The sequence below is a fragment of the Pseudomonas fluorescens genome (genome assembly GCF_018614775.1).
GTDB classification, from domain to species: domain Bacteria; phylum Pseudomonadota; class Gammaproteobacteria; order Pseudomonadales; family Pseudomonadaceae; genus Aquipseudomonas; species Aquipseudomonas fluorescens_BY.
The window spans coordinates 1-15,195 of sequence record NZ_JAGGOF010000048.1 but is presented as its reverse complement, the minus strand read 5'-3'; the positions used below and the strand labels follow the sequence as shown (position 1 = coordinate 15,195).

Annotated in this window: 12 protein-coding genes, 1 pseudogene and 1 riboswitch; of the genes and pseudogenes, 5 read left to right on the top strand and 8 right to left on the bottom strand. The window is 61.7% G+C overall.

All coding sequences use genetic code 11. The features are described 5' to 3' along the window. Positions 1–56: 56 nt before the first annotated feature. The gene (locus J7E36_RS13515; protein WP_215003663.1) at positions 57–977 is read right to left on the bottom strand and encodes a LysR family transcriptional regulator; all 921 of its coding nucleotides are present in this window, start codon (positions 975–977) and stop codon (positions 57–59) included. A 218-nt stretch (positions 978–1,195) separates the two neighbouring features. Between J7E36_RS13515 and trhA the strand changes: the two genes are divergently transcribed. Next, the gene (gene trhA / locus J7E36_RS13510) at positions 1,196–1,819 is read left to right on the top strand and encodes a PAQR family membrane homeostasis protein TrhA (protein WP_215003661.1); all 624 of its coding nucleotides are present in this window, start codon (positions 1,196–1,198) and stop codon (positions 1,817–1,819) included. 121 nt (positions 1,820–1,940) lie between these two features. Here the strand turns inward: trhA and J7E36_RS13505 are convergent, their stop codons facing one another. Both J7E36_RS13505 and J7E36_RS13500 read right to left on the bottom strand, forming a co-directional pair. Then, positions 1,941–2,660 carry a 16S rRNA (uracil(1498)-N(3))-methyltransferase gene (locus tag J7E36_RS13505; protein WP_215003659.1) on the bottom strand — a complete coding sequence of 240 codons (720 nt, stop codon included), beginning with the start codon at positions 2,658–2,660 and terminating at the stop codon, positions 1,941–1,943. Between the two features lie 133 nt (positions 2,661–2,793). Continuing rightward, complete coding sequence (locus J7E36_RS13500; RefSeq protein ID WP_215003658.1) at positions 2,794–4,200, bottom strand: adenosylmethionine--8-amino-7-oxononanoate transaminase; 1,407 nt, start codon at positions 4,198–4,200, stop codon at positions 2,794–2,796. A gap of 223 nt (positions 4,201–4,423) precedes the next feature. Here J7E36_RS13500 and J7E36_RS13495 point away from each other — a divergent pair, with 223 nt between their 5' ends. From J7E36_RS13495 to J7E36_RS13485, 3 genes are all read left to right on the top strand, one after another. Next, positions 4,424–6,196 carry a flavin monoamine oxidase family protein gene (locus tag J7E36_RS13495; protein ID WP_215003656.1) on the top strand — a complete coding sequence of 591 codons (1,773 nt, stop codon included), beginning with the start codon at positions 4,424–4,426 and terminating at the stop codon, positions 6,194–6,196. Between the two features lie 249 nt (positions 6,197–6,445). Then, a complete protein-coding gene (locus J7E36_RS13490) occupies positions 6,446–6,997 on the top strand; it encodes a cytochrome b (RefSeq protein ID WP_215003654.1) in 552 nt (183 codons plus the stop codon). Positions 6,998–7,029: 32 nt separating this feature from the next. After that, positions 7,030–7,626 (top strand): YceI family protein, encoded by a 597-nt coding sequence (locus J7E36_RS13485; protein ID WP_215003652.1) that lies wholly within the window; start codon positions 7,030–7,032, stop codon positions 7,624–7,626. A gap of 249 nt (positions 7,627–7,875) precedes the next feature. Here the strand turns inward: J7E36_RS13485 and J7E36_RS13480 are convergent, their stop codons facing one another. The 5 genes and pseudogenes from J7E36_RS13480 to ahcY form a co-directional block, all read right to left on the bottom strand. Further along, complete coding sequence (locus J7E36_RS13480; protein WP_215003650.1) at positions 7,876–9,750, bottom strand: DEAD/DEAH box helicase; 1,875 nt, start codon at positions 9,748–9,750, stop codon at positions 7,876–7,878. A gap of 232 nt (positions 9,751–9,982) precedes the next feature. Then, a pseudogene (locus J7E36_RS13475) lies at positions 9,983–10,790 on the bottom strand (substrate-binding periplasmic protein); the annotation flags it as partial. A 56-nt stretch (positions 10,791–10,846) separates the two neighbouring features. Beyond that, on the bottom strand, positions 10,847–11,929 hold the full coding sequence (locus J7E36_RS13470; protein ID WP_215003647.1) for a hypothetical protein: 1,083 nt from the start codon (positions 11,927–11,929) through the stop codon (positions 10,847–10,849). A 79-nt stretch (positions 11,930–12,008) separates the two neighbouring features. Next, on the bottom strand, positions 12,009–12,854 hold the full coding sequence (metF, locus tag J7E36_RS13465; RefSeq protein ID WP_215003645.1) for a methylenetetrahydrofolate reductase [NAD(P)H]: 846 nt from the start codon (positions 12,852–12,854) through the stop codon (positions 12,009–12,011). Positions 12,855–13,036: 182 nt separating this feature from the next. Beyond that, positions 13,037–14,446 carry an adenosylhomocysteinase gene (ahcY, locus tag J7E36_RS13460; protein ID WP_215003643.1) on the bottom strand — a complete coding sequence of 470 codons (1,410 nt, stop codon included), beginning with the start codon at positions 14,444–14,446 and terminating at the stop codon, positions 13,037–13,039. Positions 14,447–14,469: 23 nt separating this feature from the next. Continuing rightward, positions 14,470–14,576: riboswitch (S-adenosyl-L-homocysteine riboswitch) on the bottom strand. Positions 14,577–14,757: 181 nt separating this feature from the next. Between ahcY and J7E36_RS13455 the strand changes: the two genes are divergently transcribed. Continuing rightward, positions 14,758–15,162, top strand: a complete 405-nt coding sequence (locus J7E36_RS13455) for an acyl-CoA thioesterase (RefSeq protein ID WP_215003641.1) — start codon at positions 14,758–14,760, stop codon at positions 15,160–15,162. Positions 15,163–15,195: the final 33 nt, after the last annotated feature.

Here is a 15,195-nt window from a genome sequence, read left to right as displayed (position 1 = left end):
GCTTTTGGGGACGCGGAGCGTCCCGGGCTGCGTTCCCACGCAGAGCGTGGGAACGATCATGGGATGCCCTGGCGATGGGCATACATCCGGCACTCGGCAAGCAACGCCAGCAGATTCGGATCGCGCTCCTTGGCCTTCAGAAACACCACGCCGATGTGCTGTTGCAACCGGTACTTTTCCTGCAGCGGGATCAGTCTCACCCGGTTCTCGTACACCGCCGCGATCCTGCCCGGTAGCAGCGCATAGCCCACCCCGGAACTGACCATGCTCAACAGGGTGAAGATGTCGTTGACCTGCATCGCCACCTTTGGCTCGAACCCCGCCTGCTTGAATACGCGGATGCCGTCCTGGTGCGTGGCGAAGCCTTGGGTCAAGGTGATGAAGGTCTCGTCGCGCACCTCGGCCAGGTCCACTTCGCTGCGTTGGGCAAAGGGTGAGTCGGCCGGCGTGGCGAGGAAGATGTCGTCGGAGAACAGTGCGATGTGCTCGCAGTCCGGGTCGTTGACGCTGTCGTCCAGCGACACCAGGATCGCATCCACCTCCATGTTCTTGAGTTTGTACAACAGGTCGATGTTGGAGCCCATGATCAGGTCGATATTGAGTTCGCTGCGGCGGATCTTCAGGCCCATGATCAACTGGGGCACGGTCTTGACCGTCAGCGAGTACAGCGAGCCGAGCTTGAAGCGTTCCGCGGAAAACCCGGCGGCTTCGCGGGTCAGGCGCACGCTTTCGACCACGTCCTGGATCAGCTTCTGTGCCCGCTCCTCCAGCACGTAGGCGCTTTCCAGCGGCGTGAGATTGCGGCCTTCGTGCTTGAACAGCGGACAGCGCAGGGCACTTTCCAGCGAGTGAATGGCCCGGTGCACGCTGACATTGCTGGTCTGCAACTCGGCGGCCGCCCGCGCCAGGTTGCCGGTGCGCATGAACGCCAGGAACACCTCGAGTTTTTTCAGGGTCAATTCTTCGTCGATCAGCATGGGCCGGGCTCTTATTCGTGTCGCCCGATTGTGCCTCAATAGCCCGTGGGAGCAAGGCTTGCCCGCGATAGCGGTGTTTCAGCGATGGAGATGTCGGCTGTGAGGCCGCCATCGCGAGCAAGCTCGGCCCCCACAGGTAGACTCGTCGCAAACCATTGCACTTTTGCGCCGCAGGCCTGAGCCTTGGCGGCTGTTTCATCATGGAGGGACAAGAATCGATGTATCACGGGGAACGACTCAACGCCTGGACCCATCTCGTTGGGGCCATCGCAGCGTTTATCGGTGGGGTGTGGCTGGTGGTGATTGCCGGGCTGACCGGCGATCCCTGGAAGATTGTCAGCGTGTCGGTCTACGGTTTTACCCTGCTGGCGCTGTACAGCGCCTCGACGGTTTACCACAGCGTGCGCGGGCGGCGTAAAGAGATCATGCAAAAGGTTGATCATTTTTCGATCTACCTGCTGATCGCCGGCAGCTACACACCGTTCTGCCTGGTCACTTTGCGGGGGGCATGGGGCTGGAGCCTGTTCGGCATCGTCTGGGGGTTGGCGCTGATCGGGATCCTGCAGGAGATCAAACCGCGTTCCGAGGCGCGGGTCCTGTCAATCGTGATCTACGCGGTAATGGGCTGGATCGTGCTGGTGGCGGTCAAACCGCTGCTGGCGGCCCTGGGCAGCGCCGGGTTTACCTGGCTGGCCTCGGGCGGCGTGCTGTACACCGTGGGCATCATTTTCTTCGCCCTCGACAGCCGCCTGCGCCACGCCCACGGCATCTGGCACCTGTTCGTCATTGCCGGCAGCCTGCTGCACTTCGTGGCGATCAAGGCTTATGTGCTTGGAGCCTGAAACCATTGGCCCTTGTGGGAGCGAGCCTGCTCGCGATAGCGCCATGTCAGCCAGTATCAATGTCGACTGACCCACCGCCATCGCGAGCAGGCTCGCTCCCACAGGGTTTTTTCATGGTGGTTTAGAAATCCCCCCACAACTGCTGTGCTACCGCCAGCGCCACCACGGGCGCGGTTTCGGTGCGCAGCACCCGGGGGCCGAGGCGGGCGGCGTGGTAGCCGGCGGTCCTGGCCTGTTCGACTTCCGCGTCGGACAAACCACCCTCGGGTCCGATCAGGAAAGCCAGGGACGCTGGCCGGGCATGGCTGACCAACGGCTCGGCCACCGGGTGCAACACCAGCTTCAGCTCGGCCTCGGTCTGCTTCAGCCAGTCGGCCAGCAACAAGGGTGGGTGGATCACCGGCACGGTGGAGCGCCCGCACTGCTCGCAGGCACTGATTGCGACCTGGCGCCAGTGCAGCAGGCGCTTGTCGGCGCGTTCGTCCTTGAGGCGCACTTCGCAGCGCTCCGTGAAAATCGGCGTGATCTCGCCGACCCCCAGTTCAGTGGCTTTCTGAATCGCCCAATCCATCCGCTCGCCCCGGGACAGGCCCTGGCCGAGGTGGATGCGCAAGGGTGATTCAAGCTGCCCGGCGAACTGCTCGTCCAGTTTCACCCGCACCCGTTTCTTGCCGACTTCGGCCAGGCTGCCGCGAAACTCCTGGCCCGAGCCGTCGAATACCTGCACTGCATCACCCTCGGCCATGCGCAGTACACGGCTGATGTAGTGCGCCTGGGCTTCGGGCAGTTCGTGGTCGCCGAGGCTCAGGGGGGTGTCGATGAAGAAGCGGGACAGTCTCATGTTTTTTCTCTCGATCGTTCCCACGCTCCGCGTGGGAATGCCGCCATGGGACGCTTTGCGTCCTCTGTGGATGTGACGCGAAGCGTCACGGGATGCATTCCCACACAGAGCATGGGAACGAGAAGTTCAGGGTTCAACCCGGATCGCGAAAACCCGGGTGGAAATCCTTCGGCACCGCCACGCTGACCGTGTCCCGGGTGGCAATGTCGATGCCTTCGCTGGCCACCTGCGCGAGGAAATCAATCTGCTCCGGGGTAATGACATAGGGCGGCAGAAAATACACCACGCTGCCCAGCGGGCGCAGCAAGGCACCGCGCCCCAGTGCGTGCTGGAACACCGTCAAGCCGCGCCGCTCCTGCCACGCATAGGCGGTCTTGCTGGCCTTGTCCTTGACCATTTCAATGGCCAGCACCATGCCGGTCTGGCGCACTTCGGCCACGTTCGGGTGATCGGCCAGGTGCGCCGTGGCGCTTGCCATGCGCTGGGCCAGGGCCTTGTTGTTTTCGATGACGTGGTCTTCTTCGAAGATATCCAGCGTCGCCAGGGCCGCCGCGCAGGCCAGCGGGTTGCCCGTGTAGCTGTGGGAATGCAGGAAGGCGCGCAGGGTCGGGTAGTCGTCGTAGAAGGCGCTGTAGACCTCATCGGTGGTCACGCAGGCCGCCAGCGGCAGGTAGCCGCCGGTCAGGGCCTTGGACAGGCAGAGGAAATCAGGGGTGATGCCGGCCTGTTCACAGGCGAACATCGTGCCGGTGCGACCGAAGCCCACGGCGATCTCATCGTGGATCAGGTGCACGCCGTAACGGTCACAGGCTTCGCGCAGCAGTTTCAGGTACACCGGGTGATACATGCGCATGCCGCCGGCGCCCTGGATCAGCGGCTCGACGATCACTGCCGCTACCGTGTCGTGATGCTCGGCCAGGGTTTGTTCCATGGCCACGAACAGGTTGCGCGAATGTTCTTCCCAACCCATGCCCTCGGGGCGGTGATAGCAGTCGGGGCTGGGTACCTTGATCGTGTCCAGCAGCAGCGCCTTGTAGGTTTCCGTGAACAGTGGCACATCGCCCACCGACATCGCCGCGATGGTCTCGCCGTGGTAGCTGTTGCTCAGGGTGACGAAGCGTTTCTTGTCCGGCCGGCCGCGATTGACCCAGTAATGAAAGCTCATCTTCATCGCCACTTCGATGCAGGACGAGCCGTTATCGGCGTAGAAGCACCGGGTCAGGCCTTCCGGCGTCAGCTTCACCAGGCGTTCGGACAGCTCGATGACCGGCTGATGGCTGAAGCCGGCGAGGATCACGTGCTCAAGCTGATCGACCTGGTCCTTGATCCGCTGGTTGATGCGCGGGTTGGCGTGGCCGAACACGTTGACCCACCAGGAACTGACGGCATCGAGGTAACGCTTGCCTTCGAAGTCTTCCAGCCATACGCCCTCACCGCGCTTGATCGGGATCAGCGGCAGCTGTTCGTGGTCTTTCATCTGGGTGCAGGGATGCCACAGCACGGCGAGGTCGCGTTGCATCCACTGGTTATTCAGGCCCATTTACAGTCTCCTCGAGGCGGCTCGCGGCGGGCGCGGGCAAAACAATCGCGCAAGCCTATGCAATGGCAGCCGCGCGGACAACCCATTGTGTCATCCGCGCTACTTTGACCAAGGCGATAGACGTCGCTGGCGGCGTTTTGATGGCTGACGTATTCTTCGCCGCTCTCTGAGCCGACTGGCTCGAACAACTGAAGTTTCCTACGTTTAATCCGGAGTTCGCTGAATGTCTGCTGGTTGGCTGCGCGCCTGTGCGCTGGTGATGATAGGGCTGTTCAGCGTTTCGGCGCTGGCCAAGGATAAACAACCGACGGCCATCGTCATCGGCGGTGGCCTGGCGGGGCTCACGGCGGCCTACGAGTTGCAGAGCAAAGGCTGGGCCGTGACGTTGCTGGAAGCGAAGCCGGACCTGGGCGGCCGCTCGGGCATGGCCACCAGTGAATGGATCGGCAATGAAAAGACCCAGCCGGTACTGAACAAGTACGTCTCCACCTTCAAGCTGAGCACCACGCCGGCCCCGGAATTCGTGCGCACCCCCAGCTACCTGATCGACGGTACCTACTTCACCGCGGCGGACCTGGCCACCAAGCAGCCGGCCACCGCCGAAGCCCTGAAGCGCTACGAAACCACCCTGGACGACCTGGCGCGCTCCATCGAAGACCCGCAGAACCCGGCGGCCACCAGCACGCTGCATGCACTGGACCAGATCACCGTGTCCAGCTGGCTCGACCGTCTGCAACTGCCGGCCACTGCGCGGCAATTGGTCAACCAGGAAATTCGCACCCGTTACGACGAGCCTTCGCGCCTGTCGTTGCTGTATTTCGCACAGCAGAACCGGGTCTACCGTGGTGTGTCCGATCGTGACCTGCGGGCCTCACGCCTGCTCGGAGGCAGCCCGGTACTGGCCCAGGCGTTCGTCAAACAACTGAAAACCATCAAGACCAACTCCCCGGTATCGGCGATTTCCCAGGACAAGGACGGCGTGACCGTCAAGGTCGGCAGCGTCGGCTACCAGGCGGACTACGTCGTGTTGGCGGTGCCATTGCGCGCCCTGAACAAGATCCAGCTGACCCCGGCCCTCGATGCCCAGCACCAGGGCGCGATCAAGGGCACCAACTACGGCTGGCGTGACCAGATCATGCTCAAGTTCAAGACCCCGGTCTGGGACAGCAAGGCGCGCATGTCCGGCGAGATCTACAGCAACGCCGGTCTGGGCATGATGTGGATAGAACCGGCCCTGAAGGGTGGCGCCAACGTGGTCATCAACCTGTCCGGCGACAACGCCCGGGTGATGCAGGCCTTCGGCGACAAGCAGATGGTCGATCAGGTACTCATCCGCCTGCACGCCTTTTATCCACAGGCCCGTGGCGCATTTACCGGCTACGAAATCCGTCGCTACAGCACCGATCCGTCGATGGGCGGCGCCTACCTGGCCTTTGGCCCCGGCCAGATCAGCAAGTACTGGCGCCTATGGGAAAAGCCGCTGCAACGCGTAGCCTTTGCCGGCGAACACACCGACACCTTGTACCCAGGCACCCTGGAAGGCGCCCTGCGCAGCGGCCAGCGCGCGGCCAGCCAGGTGGAAGACCTCGCGGCAGGCAAGTCTTTCGAGCCGGCCAAGGTGGCGCCGGTCGCGGCGGCAGCAGCCGGCGCGGTGGCGGCGAAGAAGGGCAACTTCTTCACCAACCTGTTCGGCGGCTCGGATGACGAGAAGAAGCCGGAGCCGGTCAAGGCACCGGAACCGGTAGCACCGCCAGCGCCGGCGCCTGTTCCCGCTCCAGCGCCTGCCCCCGTAGAGCCGCCGAAACCTGCGGTACCGGTGAAAGCTGAACCGGCCAAGAAGGCAGCGGCTAAACCTGCGGCTAAAAAACCTGCTGCCAAGACCGAGGCGAAAAAGGCCCCGGCCAAGGCTCCGGTGAAAAAGGCTGAACCGGCGAAGAAACCAGCGGCCAAGCCGGCTGCAACGACACCGGCGGCGACTGAGACAAAGGCTCAGTAAGGCTGGCAATAAAAAAACGCGGCGAGTCAGCCGCGTTTTTTTGCCTGGAAGAAACTCATCGCGAGCCTGCTCGCGATGAGACCGGTCCTGATCAAGCTAATATCACAGGCCGTATCCCCTTTAATCTTTCCTTAACCCATCCCCTCCAGACTCGTGATCGTATTTCTCGATATTTCAGAGCGAAATTTTCCGCTTTAAATCGATAGATAACCCGCTAGTCTTGGTCGCAGTTTTTACAGGATATGAGCAATGCAGCTACGCAACTCTTCTTCTCGCTATGGCTGGGTCAGCATCTTCATGCACTGGGGCGTCGCGCTGGCGGTGTACGGGCTGTTCGCGTTGGGCCTGTGGATGGTCGGCCTGGATTACTACAGCACCTGGCGCAAAGACGCGCCGGACCTGCACAAGAGCATTGGCCTGGTGCTGCTGGCAGTGATGTTGCTGCGGGTGCTCTGGCGTTTCGTCAGCCCGCCGCCGCCGACCTTGCAGACCTACGGCCGCCTGACCCGTATCAGCGCCAAGCTCGGCCATGGCGCCCTGTATCTCGGGTTGTTCGCCGTGATGATTGCCGGTTACCTGATTTCCACCGCAGACGGTGTCGGGATCCCGGTGTTTGGCCTGTTCGAAGTACCCGCGCTGGTGTCCGGACTGCCCGACCAGGCAGACGTCGCCGGCCTGATTCACCTCTACCTGGCATGGGCGTTGGTCATTTTTTCCGGCCTCCATGCATTGGCAGCATTGAAGCACCACTTTATCGACCGTGACGCGACCCTCAAGCGCATGCTGGGGCGCCAAGCCTGATGTTCAACCTCGACTCCAAAGGAATAGAAAGCATGTTGAAAAAGACACTCGCCGCCCTGGCAATCGGTTCTGCACTGCTGTCGGCCGGCCAGGCCATGGCCGCCGACTATGTCGTCGACAAGACCGGCCAGCACGCCTTCGTCGACTTCAAGATCAGTCACCTGGGCTACAGCTACATCACCGGTACCTTCAAGGACATCGACGGCAAGTTCAGCTTCGACGCCGCCAAGCCTGAAGACAGCAAGATCGAGTTCAACGTCCGTACCGCCAGCGTGTTCACCAACCATGCCGAGCGTGACAAGCACATCGCCAGCAAAGACTTCCTGGACGTAGGCAAGTTTGCCGAGGCCAAGTTCGTGTCCACCAGCGTCAAGTCCACCGGCAAGAACGCCGATGGCAAAGACACCGCCGACGTCACCGGTGACCTGACCCTGCTGGGCGTGACCAAATCGATCGTGGTCAAGGCCACGTTCCTGGGTGAAGGCAAGGATCCATGGGGCGGCTACCGCGCCGGCTTCGAAGGCACCACCAGCATCAAGCGCTCCGACTTCGGCAAGCAGATGGACCTGGGGCCAACCTCCGATGCGGTCGAGCTGTACGTCACGTTTGAAGGTGTCAAAGCGAAGTAATTTTCGCGCCTGACTAAGAACGCCCCGGGTCTTGTGACCGCGGGGCGTTTTTTATGGCCATACGAATTCGAAAAAGTGATGCAGAAACCCTGTGGGAGCGGGCTTGCTCGCGAATGCGATGCAACAGTCGCAGCCAACGTTGCCTGGCACACCGCATTCGCGAGCAAGCCCGCTCCCACAAGGGGTTTGTGGCAACAAAAAAATGCCCCTGATCGTGAGATCAGGGGCATTTTTCAAGGCTGGGGAAACTCAGCGATTGCGGGTCAGCAACGCCGGCTTCTCGCCCCGTGGACGGCTCGGCAGTTGATCCAGCTGTTCAGGCGTCGGGAAGCGATCGGCTTTCGATTCCTTGTGCATGATCTTCGGCTGGGTACCGCGCGGGTTCTGCACCGCCGGTTCCTGACGAGGCTGGTCGTCACCGGCCGGACGGCGAGGGCGGGAGGCATCACCATCGCGACGTGCCTGACCGTCACGGGGAGCACCGTTGCGCGGGCCGCTGCGCTTGGCCGGCGGGGTGCCGGTGGACGAGCCGTTGCTGTTGCGCGGACCGTTCTGGCGACCTTGCGGCTGACCACCGCGTGGCGCAGCACCTGCACCTGGTGCCGGAGCACCTGGGCGGCGACCGCGACCCTGGGCCGGTTTCTGCTGTGGTACGTAGTCGACGCGGTTACCGAAGTTGTCGACATCGTCGTCCAGGAACTCGTCCGGGGCACGATCGGCTGCAGCACGGGGTGCCGGACGCTGTTGCTCGCGGGCTGGGCTCCCTTCGCGGGGTTTCTGCTCGCGGGCCGGGCGTTCGCCACGGCTGCTGCTGGCCGGTTTTTCCTTGCCCTTGTCCTTGCCTTTGTCTTTACGGCCACCGCCGCCACCGCCGCCACCGCCGCCATTCGGACCGTCGCCGCGTGGGCCGCGGGCGTTACGCGGGTTGCGCACGTCCGGACGTTCGCGCACTTCAGGCTTCTCGGCCTCGATAGTGCTGGCGTCGAAACCCATCAGGTCGCCGTCGGCGATTTTCTGCCGGGTCATGCGCTCGATGCTTTTGAGCAGCTTTTCTTCGTCCGGCGCGACCAGCGAGATCGCTTCGCCCGAACGACCGGCCCGGCCGGTACGGCCGATACGGTGCACGTAGTCTTCATCGACATTCGGCAGCTCGAAGTTGACCACGTGGGGCAACTGGTCGATGTCCAGGCCGCGAGCGGCAATGTCGGTGGCAACCAGGATGCGCACTTCGCCGGCCTTGAAGTCGGCCAGGGCCTTGGTGCGGGCGTTCTGGCTCTTGTTGCCATGGATCGCCACGGCCGGCAGGCCATGCTTGTCGAGGTATTCGGCCAGACGGTTGGCGCCGTGCTTGGTGCGCGTGAACACCAGCACCTGCTCCCAGGCGCCGGCGGTGATCAGGTGCGCCAGCAGGGCGCGCTTGTGGCTGGCGGCCAAGCGGAATACACGCTGTTCGATACGCTCGACCGTGGTGTTCGGCGGCGTGACTTCGATGCGCTCGGGGTTGTGCAGCAGCTTGCCGGCCAGGTCGGTGATGTCCTTGGAGAACGTTGCCGAAAACAGCAGGTTCTGGCGCTTGGCAGGCAAGCGGGCGAGGACTTTCTTCACGTCATGGACAAAGCCCATGTCGAGCATGCGGTCGGCTTCGTCCAGCACGAGGATTTCCACGTGGGACAAATCGACGCTGCCCTGGCCGGCCAGGTCCAGCAAGCGGCCGGGGCAGGCCACCAGCACGTCGACGCCGCGGGACATGGCCTGGACCTGGGGGTTCATGCCGACGCCGCCGAAAATGCAGGCGCTGACGAACTTCAGGTCGCGAGCATAGGTCTTGAAGCTCTCGTGAACCTGGGCAGCCAGTTCGCGGGTTGGGGTCAGGACCAGTACGCGCGGTTGGCGCGGGCCGTGACGCTGGGATTTGTCGGGGTGACCGTTGGGAAACAGTCGCTCCAGGATCGGGAGGGCGAAACCGCCGGTTTTACCCGTACCTGTCTGCGCCGCAACCATCAGGTCGCGACCTTGCAACACGGCGGGGATGGCCCGCTGTTGCACCGGGGTAGGCTCGGTGTAGCCGGCGGCTTCGATGGCGCCGACTAAAGCCTCGGAGAGACCGAGGGAAGCAAAGGACATGAGTAATCCTGTTTTAGTGAGGGCCTGGCCCAATGGGATAGTCTTGCCTGGCGCGAACGACGTTCAATCAAAATGTCATCCCGTCCGGTCCTGCCGGGTCTGAAAGGTGGGTCCGGACAAGGCTCGCGCGGGCTGGAAGCTGCGCTGTAGCGGTGTCGGGAGACCTTTTGCAAGACCGGGCGTCCGGGCGTGAGCCTGGCGGGAAGGCCGGAGTATAACAGAGCAAACGCCCTGCGCCGCTTTCCTGCTGCTCAACGGTGTATTTGCGCGTTGACCTGACCCGGCGGCATGGCCTTGGCAATCGGCCCGGCACCATACCGGGCACTCAGTTCGGCATAGGCCGGTTCGCGCTTGAAGCGCTTGAGTTCGGCGCCGAAGCGTTGTACCAGCAAATCCATCCCGGCGTTGCGCCGCACGGCCAGGTATTGGCTCTGGCGGCTCACGACTGTCGGATTCTCGGTGATCTGGTCGCCGAGTCGCATCTGCTTGAGCACATACCGTCCGACCCGGCGGTCAGTGATCAGCAAGTCGATCCGGCCCAGTTGCAACTTGCCGAAGTTGGCTTCGTGGGTCGGCGCCGTTTCACGCTCGAACAGGCTGGATTCGCTGAAGGCCTGGCTGTAGAGATAGCCGGGCGACGTGCCTACGGTCAGGCCTTTGAGGTCATCGAATGTGCGAAACGGATGGGGCCGGGCATTGGCGTAGAACATCACGAACTCCACATCCGACAGCGGTTCGCTGGGGTACAGCAGCGTGGCATCGCGTCCATCACTGTGGAAAATGTCCAGCGCACCGTCCGCCAGCCCCTGTTCGAGCATCGCCAGGCAGCGCTTCCATGGCAGTAGTTGCCATTCCACGTCGATGCCCAGGCGTTTGAATACGATGGCCGTGGTTTCGTAGTCCAGTCCGACGACCTTGCCGTTCTCTTCGTAGACATAGGGCGCCCAGGGCTCAGTGACAATGCGCAGTTTCTCCGCCCGGGCGGCAACGCTCAGACACAAGAGAAGAAAGGCAGTCAGGAACTGGACAATGACGGGCATGGCCCTGAGGTTACGACGAGAGCTCACCAAATAGCTAGAGCGCTCTGGCCTGCGCCTCAACCACCTTTTGCCTGCACCAGATGCTTATAGATGACTTCGCGGCGTTCGCCCAATACCAGGCGAATCAGCGGATGATTGAGCCAGCGCTTGAGCTCATGGTCTTCCAGCGGTTTTTTCAGGCGGTTTTCGACGTTCTCCAGGGCTTTTTCCCACCAGACCGGGGCGCAGGCCTGATCGAACTGATTGGTGTGGCGGTAGCAACCGTAGAGGATCTCGCGCATGAATTGCCGTTTATAACTGGGCAGGGCCAGGGTGATGACCTTGTAGGCCAAGCGCTGGAGCGTGGGTGGCCGGGGCAGGACAGTCGTCACCTGAGCTGTCTCATCCAGCGCCTGTTGGCAAACGGGCGCGGCGCGGTGTTTATCGAGCCAGGCTTTGGTCTTGGCGCGGAAGAGCTGCTTGCGACTCCAGTAGTGATGGATCAGGTCCGGGCATTCGCGCAAATCCACCGAACGATAGGCCGCCACTGCAAGGCAAAACTCTTCCAGGGTGTAGGCTCCTCTGGCCAGTGGATACAGTTCATCCATGAGGGCAATCGAACAATCCAGGACGCTCGCGTCCGTGCAGTTGAGACCAATGACCCCTGAATTCAGCAAGGGCATGCTGTCATCTGCCAGTTGCCGCTGGCGCAGCGTATCCGCCAGCGTCACGTACAGCGTTGAATCTTTGCTCGCGCCATAGCCGAGGTCGATGGTATTGCACAGCAGGGTGCCAGGCTGGATGCGACGGAACAGTTCCAGGGGCGAGCAATGGAAGAACGTGTCCGTATCGATCAGCAATGCCAGTTCCGCTTCTTGAAGCACTTTCTGCATCACCACATGCTTGGCACGGAAGTGATAGCCATGGGGCTCGATCCAGGCCTTTCGGGTCTCGTTGTCCAGGAGGCGTAGCCGCACCGGCAAGCCGGCGTAGGGCGTCGGGTCGTCGGTAAACACCTGGATATCCAAGGCTTCATCCGGTGTTTTGCGCAGGCCAGCCAATGCGCTGGCAATGCTGAACAGCGCTTCCTGATGATAGGTGTCGGCCCCATAGACCAGGTAGATCAGTTGTGGGGTCGTTAACCTGTGACCGTTGGGCATCTACTGCAATCCTCCAGATGTCTTGGGTAAAAAAGGCCCTGGTGTTTGCCAAGGCCTTTTGTACCAGCACGTTAAGTCCTTAACGTGGCAGTTTGAGGTTGTTCCATACCGCCAGGCTAGGCTCAGCCTGGTTAAGGGTATAGAAATGCAGCCCCGGTGCGCCGCCTTGCAACAAACGTTCACACATTTGCGTGATGACTTCCACGCCGAAGCTTTGGATGCTGGACGTGTCATCGCCATAGGCTTCCAGCTGCTTGCGGATCCAGCGTGGGATTTCTGCACCGCATGCGTCGGAGAAACGCGCCAACTTGCTGTAGTTGGTGATCGGCATGATCCCCGGCACCACAGGAATGTCTACACCCATTTGACGTACGCGTTCGACAAAGTAGAAGTAGCTGTCGGCGTTGAAAAAGTACTGGGTGATCGCGCTGTTGGCGCCGGCGTTGGCTTTGCGGACGAAGTTGCGCACATCGTCTTCGAAGTTGCGCGCCTGGGGGTGCATTTCCGGATAGGCAGCCACTTCAATGTGGAAGTGGTCACCGGTTTCTTCACGAATGAAGCTCACCAGCTCGTTGGCGTGGCGCAGTTCGCCGCTGGCCATGCCCATGCCCGAGGGCAGGTCACCGCGCAGGGCGACGATGCGCTTGATGCCCGCCGCCTTGTATTGGGTCAGCAGGCTGCGAAGGTCGTCCTTGCTATCACCCACGCAGGACAGGTGGGGGGCGGCCGGGACTTTGACTTCGCTTTCGAGCTGCAACACGGTGTTCAACGTGCGGTCACGGGTCGAACCGCCGGCGCCATAGGTGCAGGAGAAGAAATCGGGGTTGTAGCTCGCCAACTGGCGGGCAGTTGCAATCAGTTTTTCATGCCCAGCATCGGTCTTCGTCGGGAAGAATTCGAAGCTGTAGCGACGATCTTGGGACATGGGGGGCCTCCAGCTGCGAGCTGCAAGCTGCAAGCTACAAGAGGGCACTGCGCCGAATTCCTGTGCTTAAGCTTGCAGCTCGCGGCTGCGTAATAGCGATGAAGAAGTAAGCCCGAGCTTTAAGCCGCAAGTAAATAAACTGCTTTTACTTGCAGCTTGAAGCTCAACGCTTGCAGCTGCTGTCAGTACCTGTAAGCGTGCGGCTTGAACGGGCCTTCGACGGTGACGCCGATGTAGTCAGCCTGTTGCTTGGTCAGTTGGGTGACCACGCCGCCGAAGCCGCGAACCATTTCCAGGGCCACTTCCTCGTCAAGTTTCTTCGGCAGTACTTCCACGGTCAGGCGCTCGGCTTTCTGGGCCGGCGACAGGTCGGCGTATTTCTGGCCGAACAGGAAGATCTGGGCCAGGACCTGATTGGCGAACGAACCGTCCATGATGCGGCTTGGGTGGCCGGTGGCGTTGCCCAGATTAACCAGGCGGCCTTCAGCCAGCAGAATCAGGTAGTCGTCGTTCTGTGGGTCGAAGCTACCGGTGCCGGTGCGGTGAACTTTGTGCACTTGTGGCTTCACTTCTTCCCATGCCCAGTTCTTGCGCATGAAAGCGGTGTCGATTTCATTGTCGAAGTGACCGATGTTGCACACCACGGCGCGCTTCTTCAGAGCCTTGAGCATGTTGGCGTCGCAGACATTGACGTTGCCGGTGGTGGTCACGATCAGGTCGATCTTGCCCAGCAGTGCCTTGTCGATGCTCGCTTCGGTGCCGTCGTTGATCCCGTCGATGAACGGCGAAACCAGTTCGAAGCCGTCCATGCAAGCTTGCATGGCGCAGATCGGATCGACCTCGGACACCTTGACGATCATGCCTTCCTGACGCAGGGACTGGGCCGATCCCTTGCCCACGTCACCGTAGCCGATCACCAGCGCCTGCTTACCCGACAACAGGTGGTCGGTGCCGCGCTTGATGGCGTCGTTGAGGCTGTGACGGCAGCCGTACTTGTTGTCGTTCTTGCTCTTGGTCACCGAGTCATTGACGTTGATGGCCGGGATCTTCAGCTCGCCCTTGGCCAGCATGTCCAGCAGGCGGTGTACGCCGGTGGTGGTCTCTTCGGTCACGCCGTGGACGTTTTCCAGCACGGCGGCGTATTTCTTGTGCAGCAGTTCGGTCAGGTCGCCGCCGTCGTCGAGGATCATGTTGGTGTCCCACGGCTGGCCATCCTTGAGGATGGTCTGCTCCAGGCACCACTCGTATTCCTGCTCGGTCTCGCCTTTCCAGGCGAACACCGGGATACCGGCGGCGGCGATGGCGGCGGCGGCCTGGTCCTGGGTCGAGAAGATGTTGCAGGACGACCAGCGCACTTCGGCACCCAGGGCAACCAGGGTTTCGATCAGTACGGCGGTCTGGATGGTCATGTGGATGCAGCCGAGGATTTTCGCGCCCTTGAGCGGCTGCTCACCGGCGTATTTGCGGCGCAGACCCATCAGGGCCGGCATTTCGGATTCGGCGATGATGATTTCGCGACGGCCCCAGGCGGCCAGGGACATGTCGGCAACTTTGTAGTCGGTAAAATCGGCAGGCGTGATAACAGCGCTCATGAAGAGTCTCCATTCGTAATGTATGCGAATGGGCGCCGTTGTGCGTTTAGTGTTCGTGCGGGTTGTCCCGTACAAACAACGCCCCATCCGAGCCTGACAGGTCGAGCCTGCTGCAGCGCCCCTCGGACAGGTGGCGGGAACGGTCCAAAGCGAGGACCGAAGTAAAGCGGTGGCGATTATAACTGTCTTTGAGCGGGTAGTTGCAAGCAGCAGCGGACAAGTTGCAAGCTGCAAGCCCCACGTTAGAAGCCTTAACAGACCAATCTTGCAGCTTGAAGCTCCAAGCTTGCAGCTGTCCTCCTGGAGTGATCATGAATTTCCACACCCGCAAATGGGTCAAGCCCGAAGACCTCAACCCCAACGGCACACTGTTCGGCGGCAGCCTGCTGCGCTGGATCGACGAGGAAGCGGCGATCTATGCGATCGTCCAGCTCGGCAACCAGCGCGTGGTCACCAAATACATCTCGGAAATCAACTTCGTCAGCGCCTCGCGCCAGGGCGACATCATCGAGCTGGGGATCACCGCCACCGAATTTGGCCGTACCTCCATCACCCTGACCTGCGAGGTGCGCAACAAAATCACCCGCAAGAGCATCCTGACCGTGGAGAAAATGGTCTTCGTCAACCTCGGGGAAGATGGCCTGCCCGCGCCCCATGGCCGGACGGAGATCAAGTACGTCAAGGATCAATTCCAGGACGACCTCGCCAGCGAGTGAGATCGGTGGTGCGGCCATCGCGAGCAGGCTCGC

Bases quoted from the DNA above. Each gene is read 5' to 3' on its own strand.
- J7E36_RS13490 (WP_215003654.1), top strand. From the start codon at position 6,446: ATGCAGCTACGCAACTCTTCTTCTCGCTATGGCTGGGTCAGCATCTTC.
- J7E36_RS13485 (WP_215003652.1), top strand. From the start codon at position 7,030: ATGTTGAAAAAGACACTCGCCGCCCTGGCAATCGGTTCTGCACTGCTG.
- J7E36_RS13515 (WP_215003663.1), bottom strand. From the start codon at position 977: ATGCTGATCGACGAAGAATTGACCCTGAAAAAACTCGAGGTGTTCCTG.
- J7E36_RS13455 (WP_215003641.1), top strand. From the start codon at position 14,758: ATGAATTTCCACACCCGCAAATGGGTCAAGCCCGAAGACCTCAACCCC.
- trhA (WP_215003661.1), top strand. From the start codon at position 1,196: ATGTATCACGGGGAACGACTCAACGCCTGGACCCATCTCGTTGGGGCC.
- ahcY (WP_215003643.1), bottom strand. From the start codon at position 14,446: ATGAGCGCTGTTATCACGCCTGCCGATTTTACCGACTACAAAGTTGCC.
- J7E36_RS13495 (WP_215003656.1), top strand. From the start codon at position 4,424: ATGTCTGCTGGTTGGCTGCGCGCCTGTGCGCTGGTGATGATAGGGCTG.
- J7E36_RS13500 (WP_215003658.1), bottom strand. From the start codon at position 4,200: ATGGGCCTGAATAACCAGTGGATGCAACGCGACCTCGCCGTGCTGTGG.
- J7E36_RS13505 (WP_215003659.1), bottom strand. From the start codon at position 2,660: ATGAGACTGTCCCGCTTCTTCATCGACACCCCCCTGAGCCTCGGCGAC.
- J7E36_RS13470 (WP_215003647.1), bottom strand. From the start codon at position 11,929: ATGCCCAACGGTCACAGGTTAACGACCCCACAACTGATCTACCTGGTC.
- metF (WP_215003645.1), bottom strand. From the start codon at position 12,854: ATGTCCCAAGATCGTCGCTACAGCTTCGAATTCTTCCCGACGAAGACC.
- J7E36_RS13480 (WP_215003650.1), bottom strand. From the start codon at position 9,750: ATGTCCTTTGCTTCCCTCGGTCTCTCCGAGGCTTTAGTCGGCGCCATC.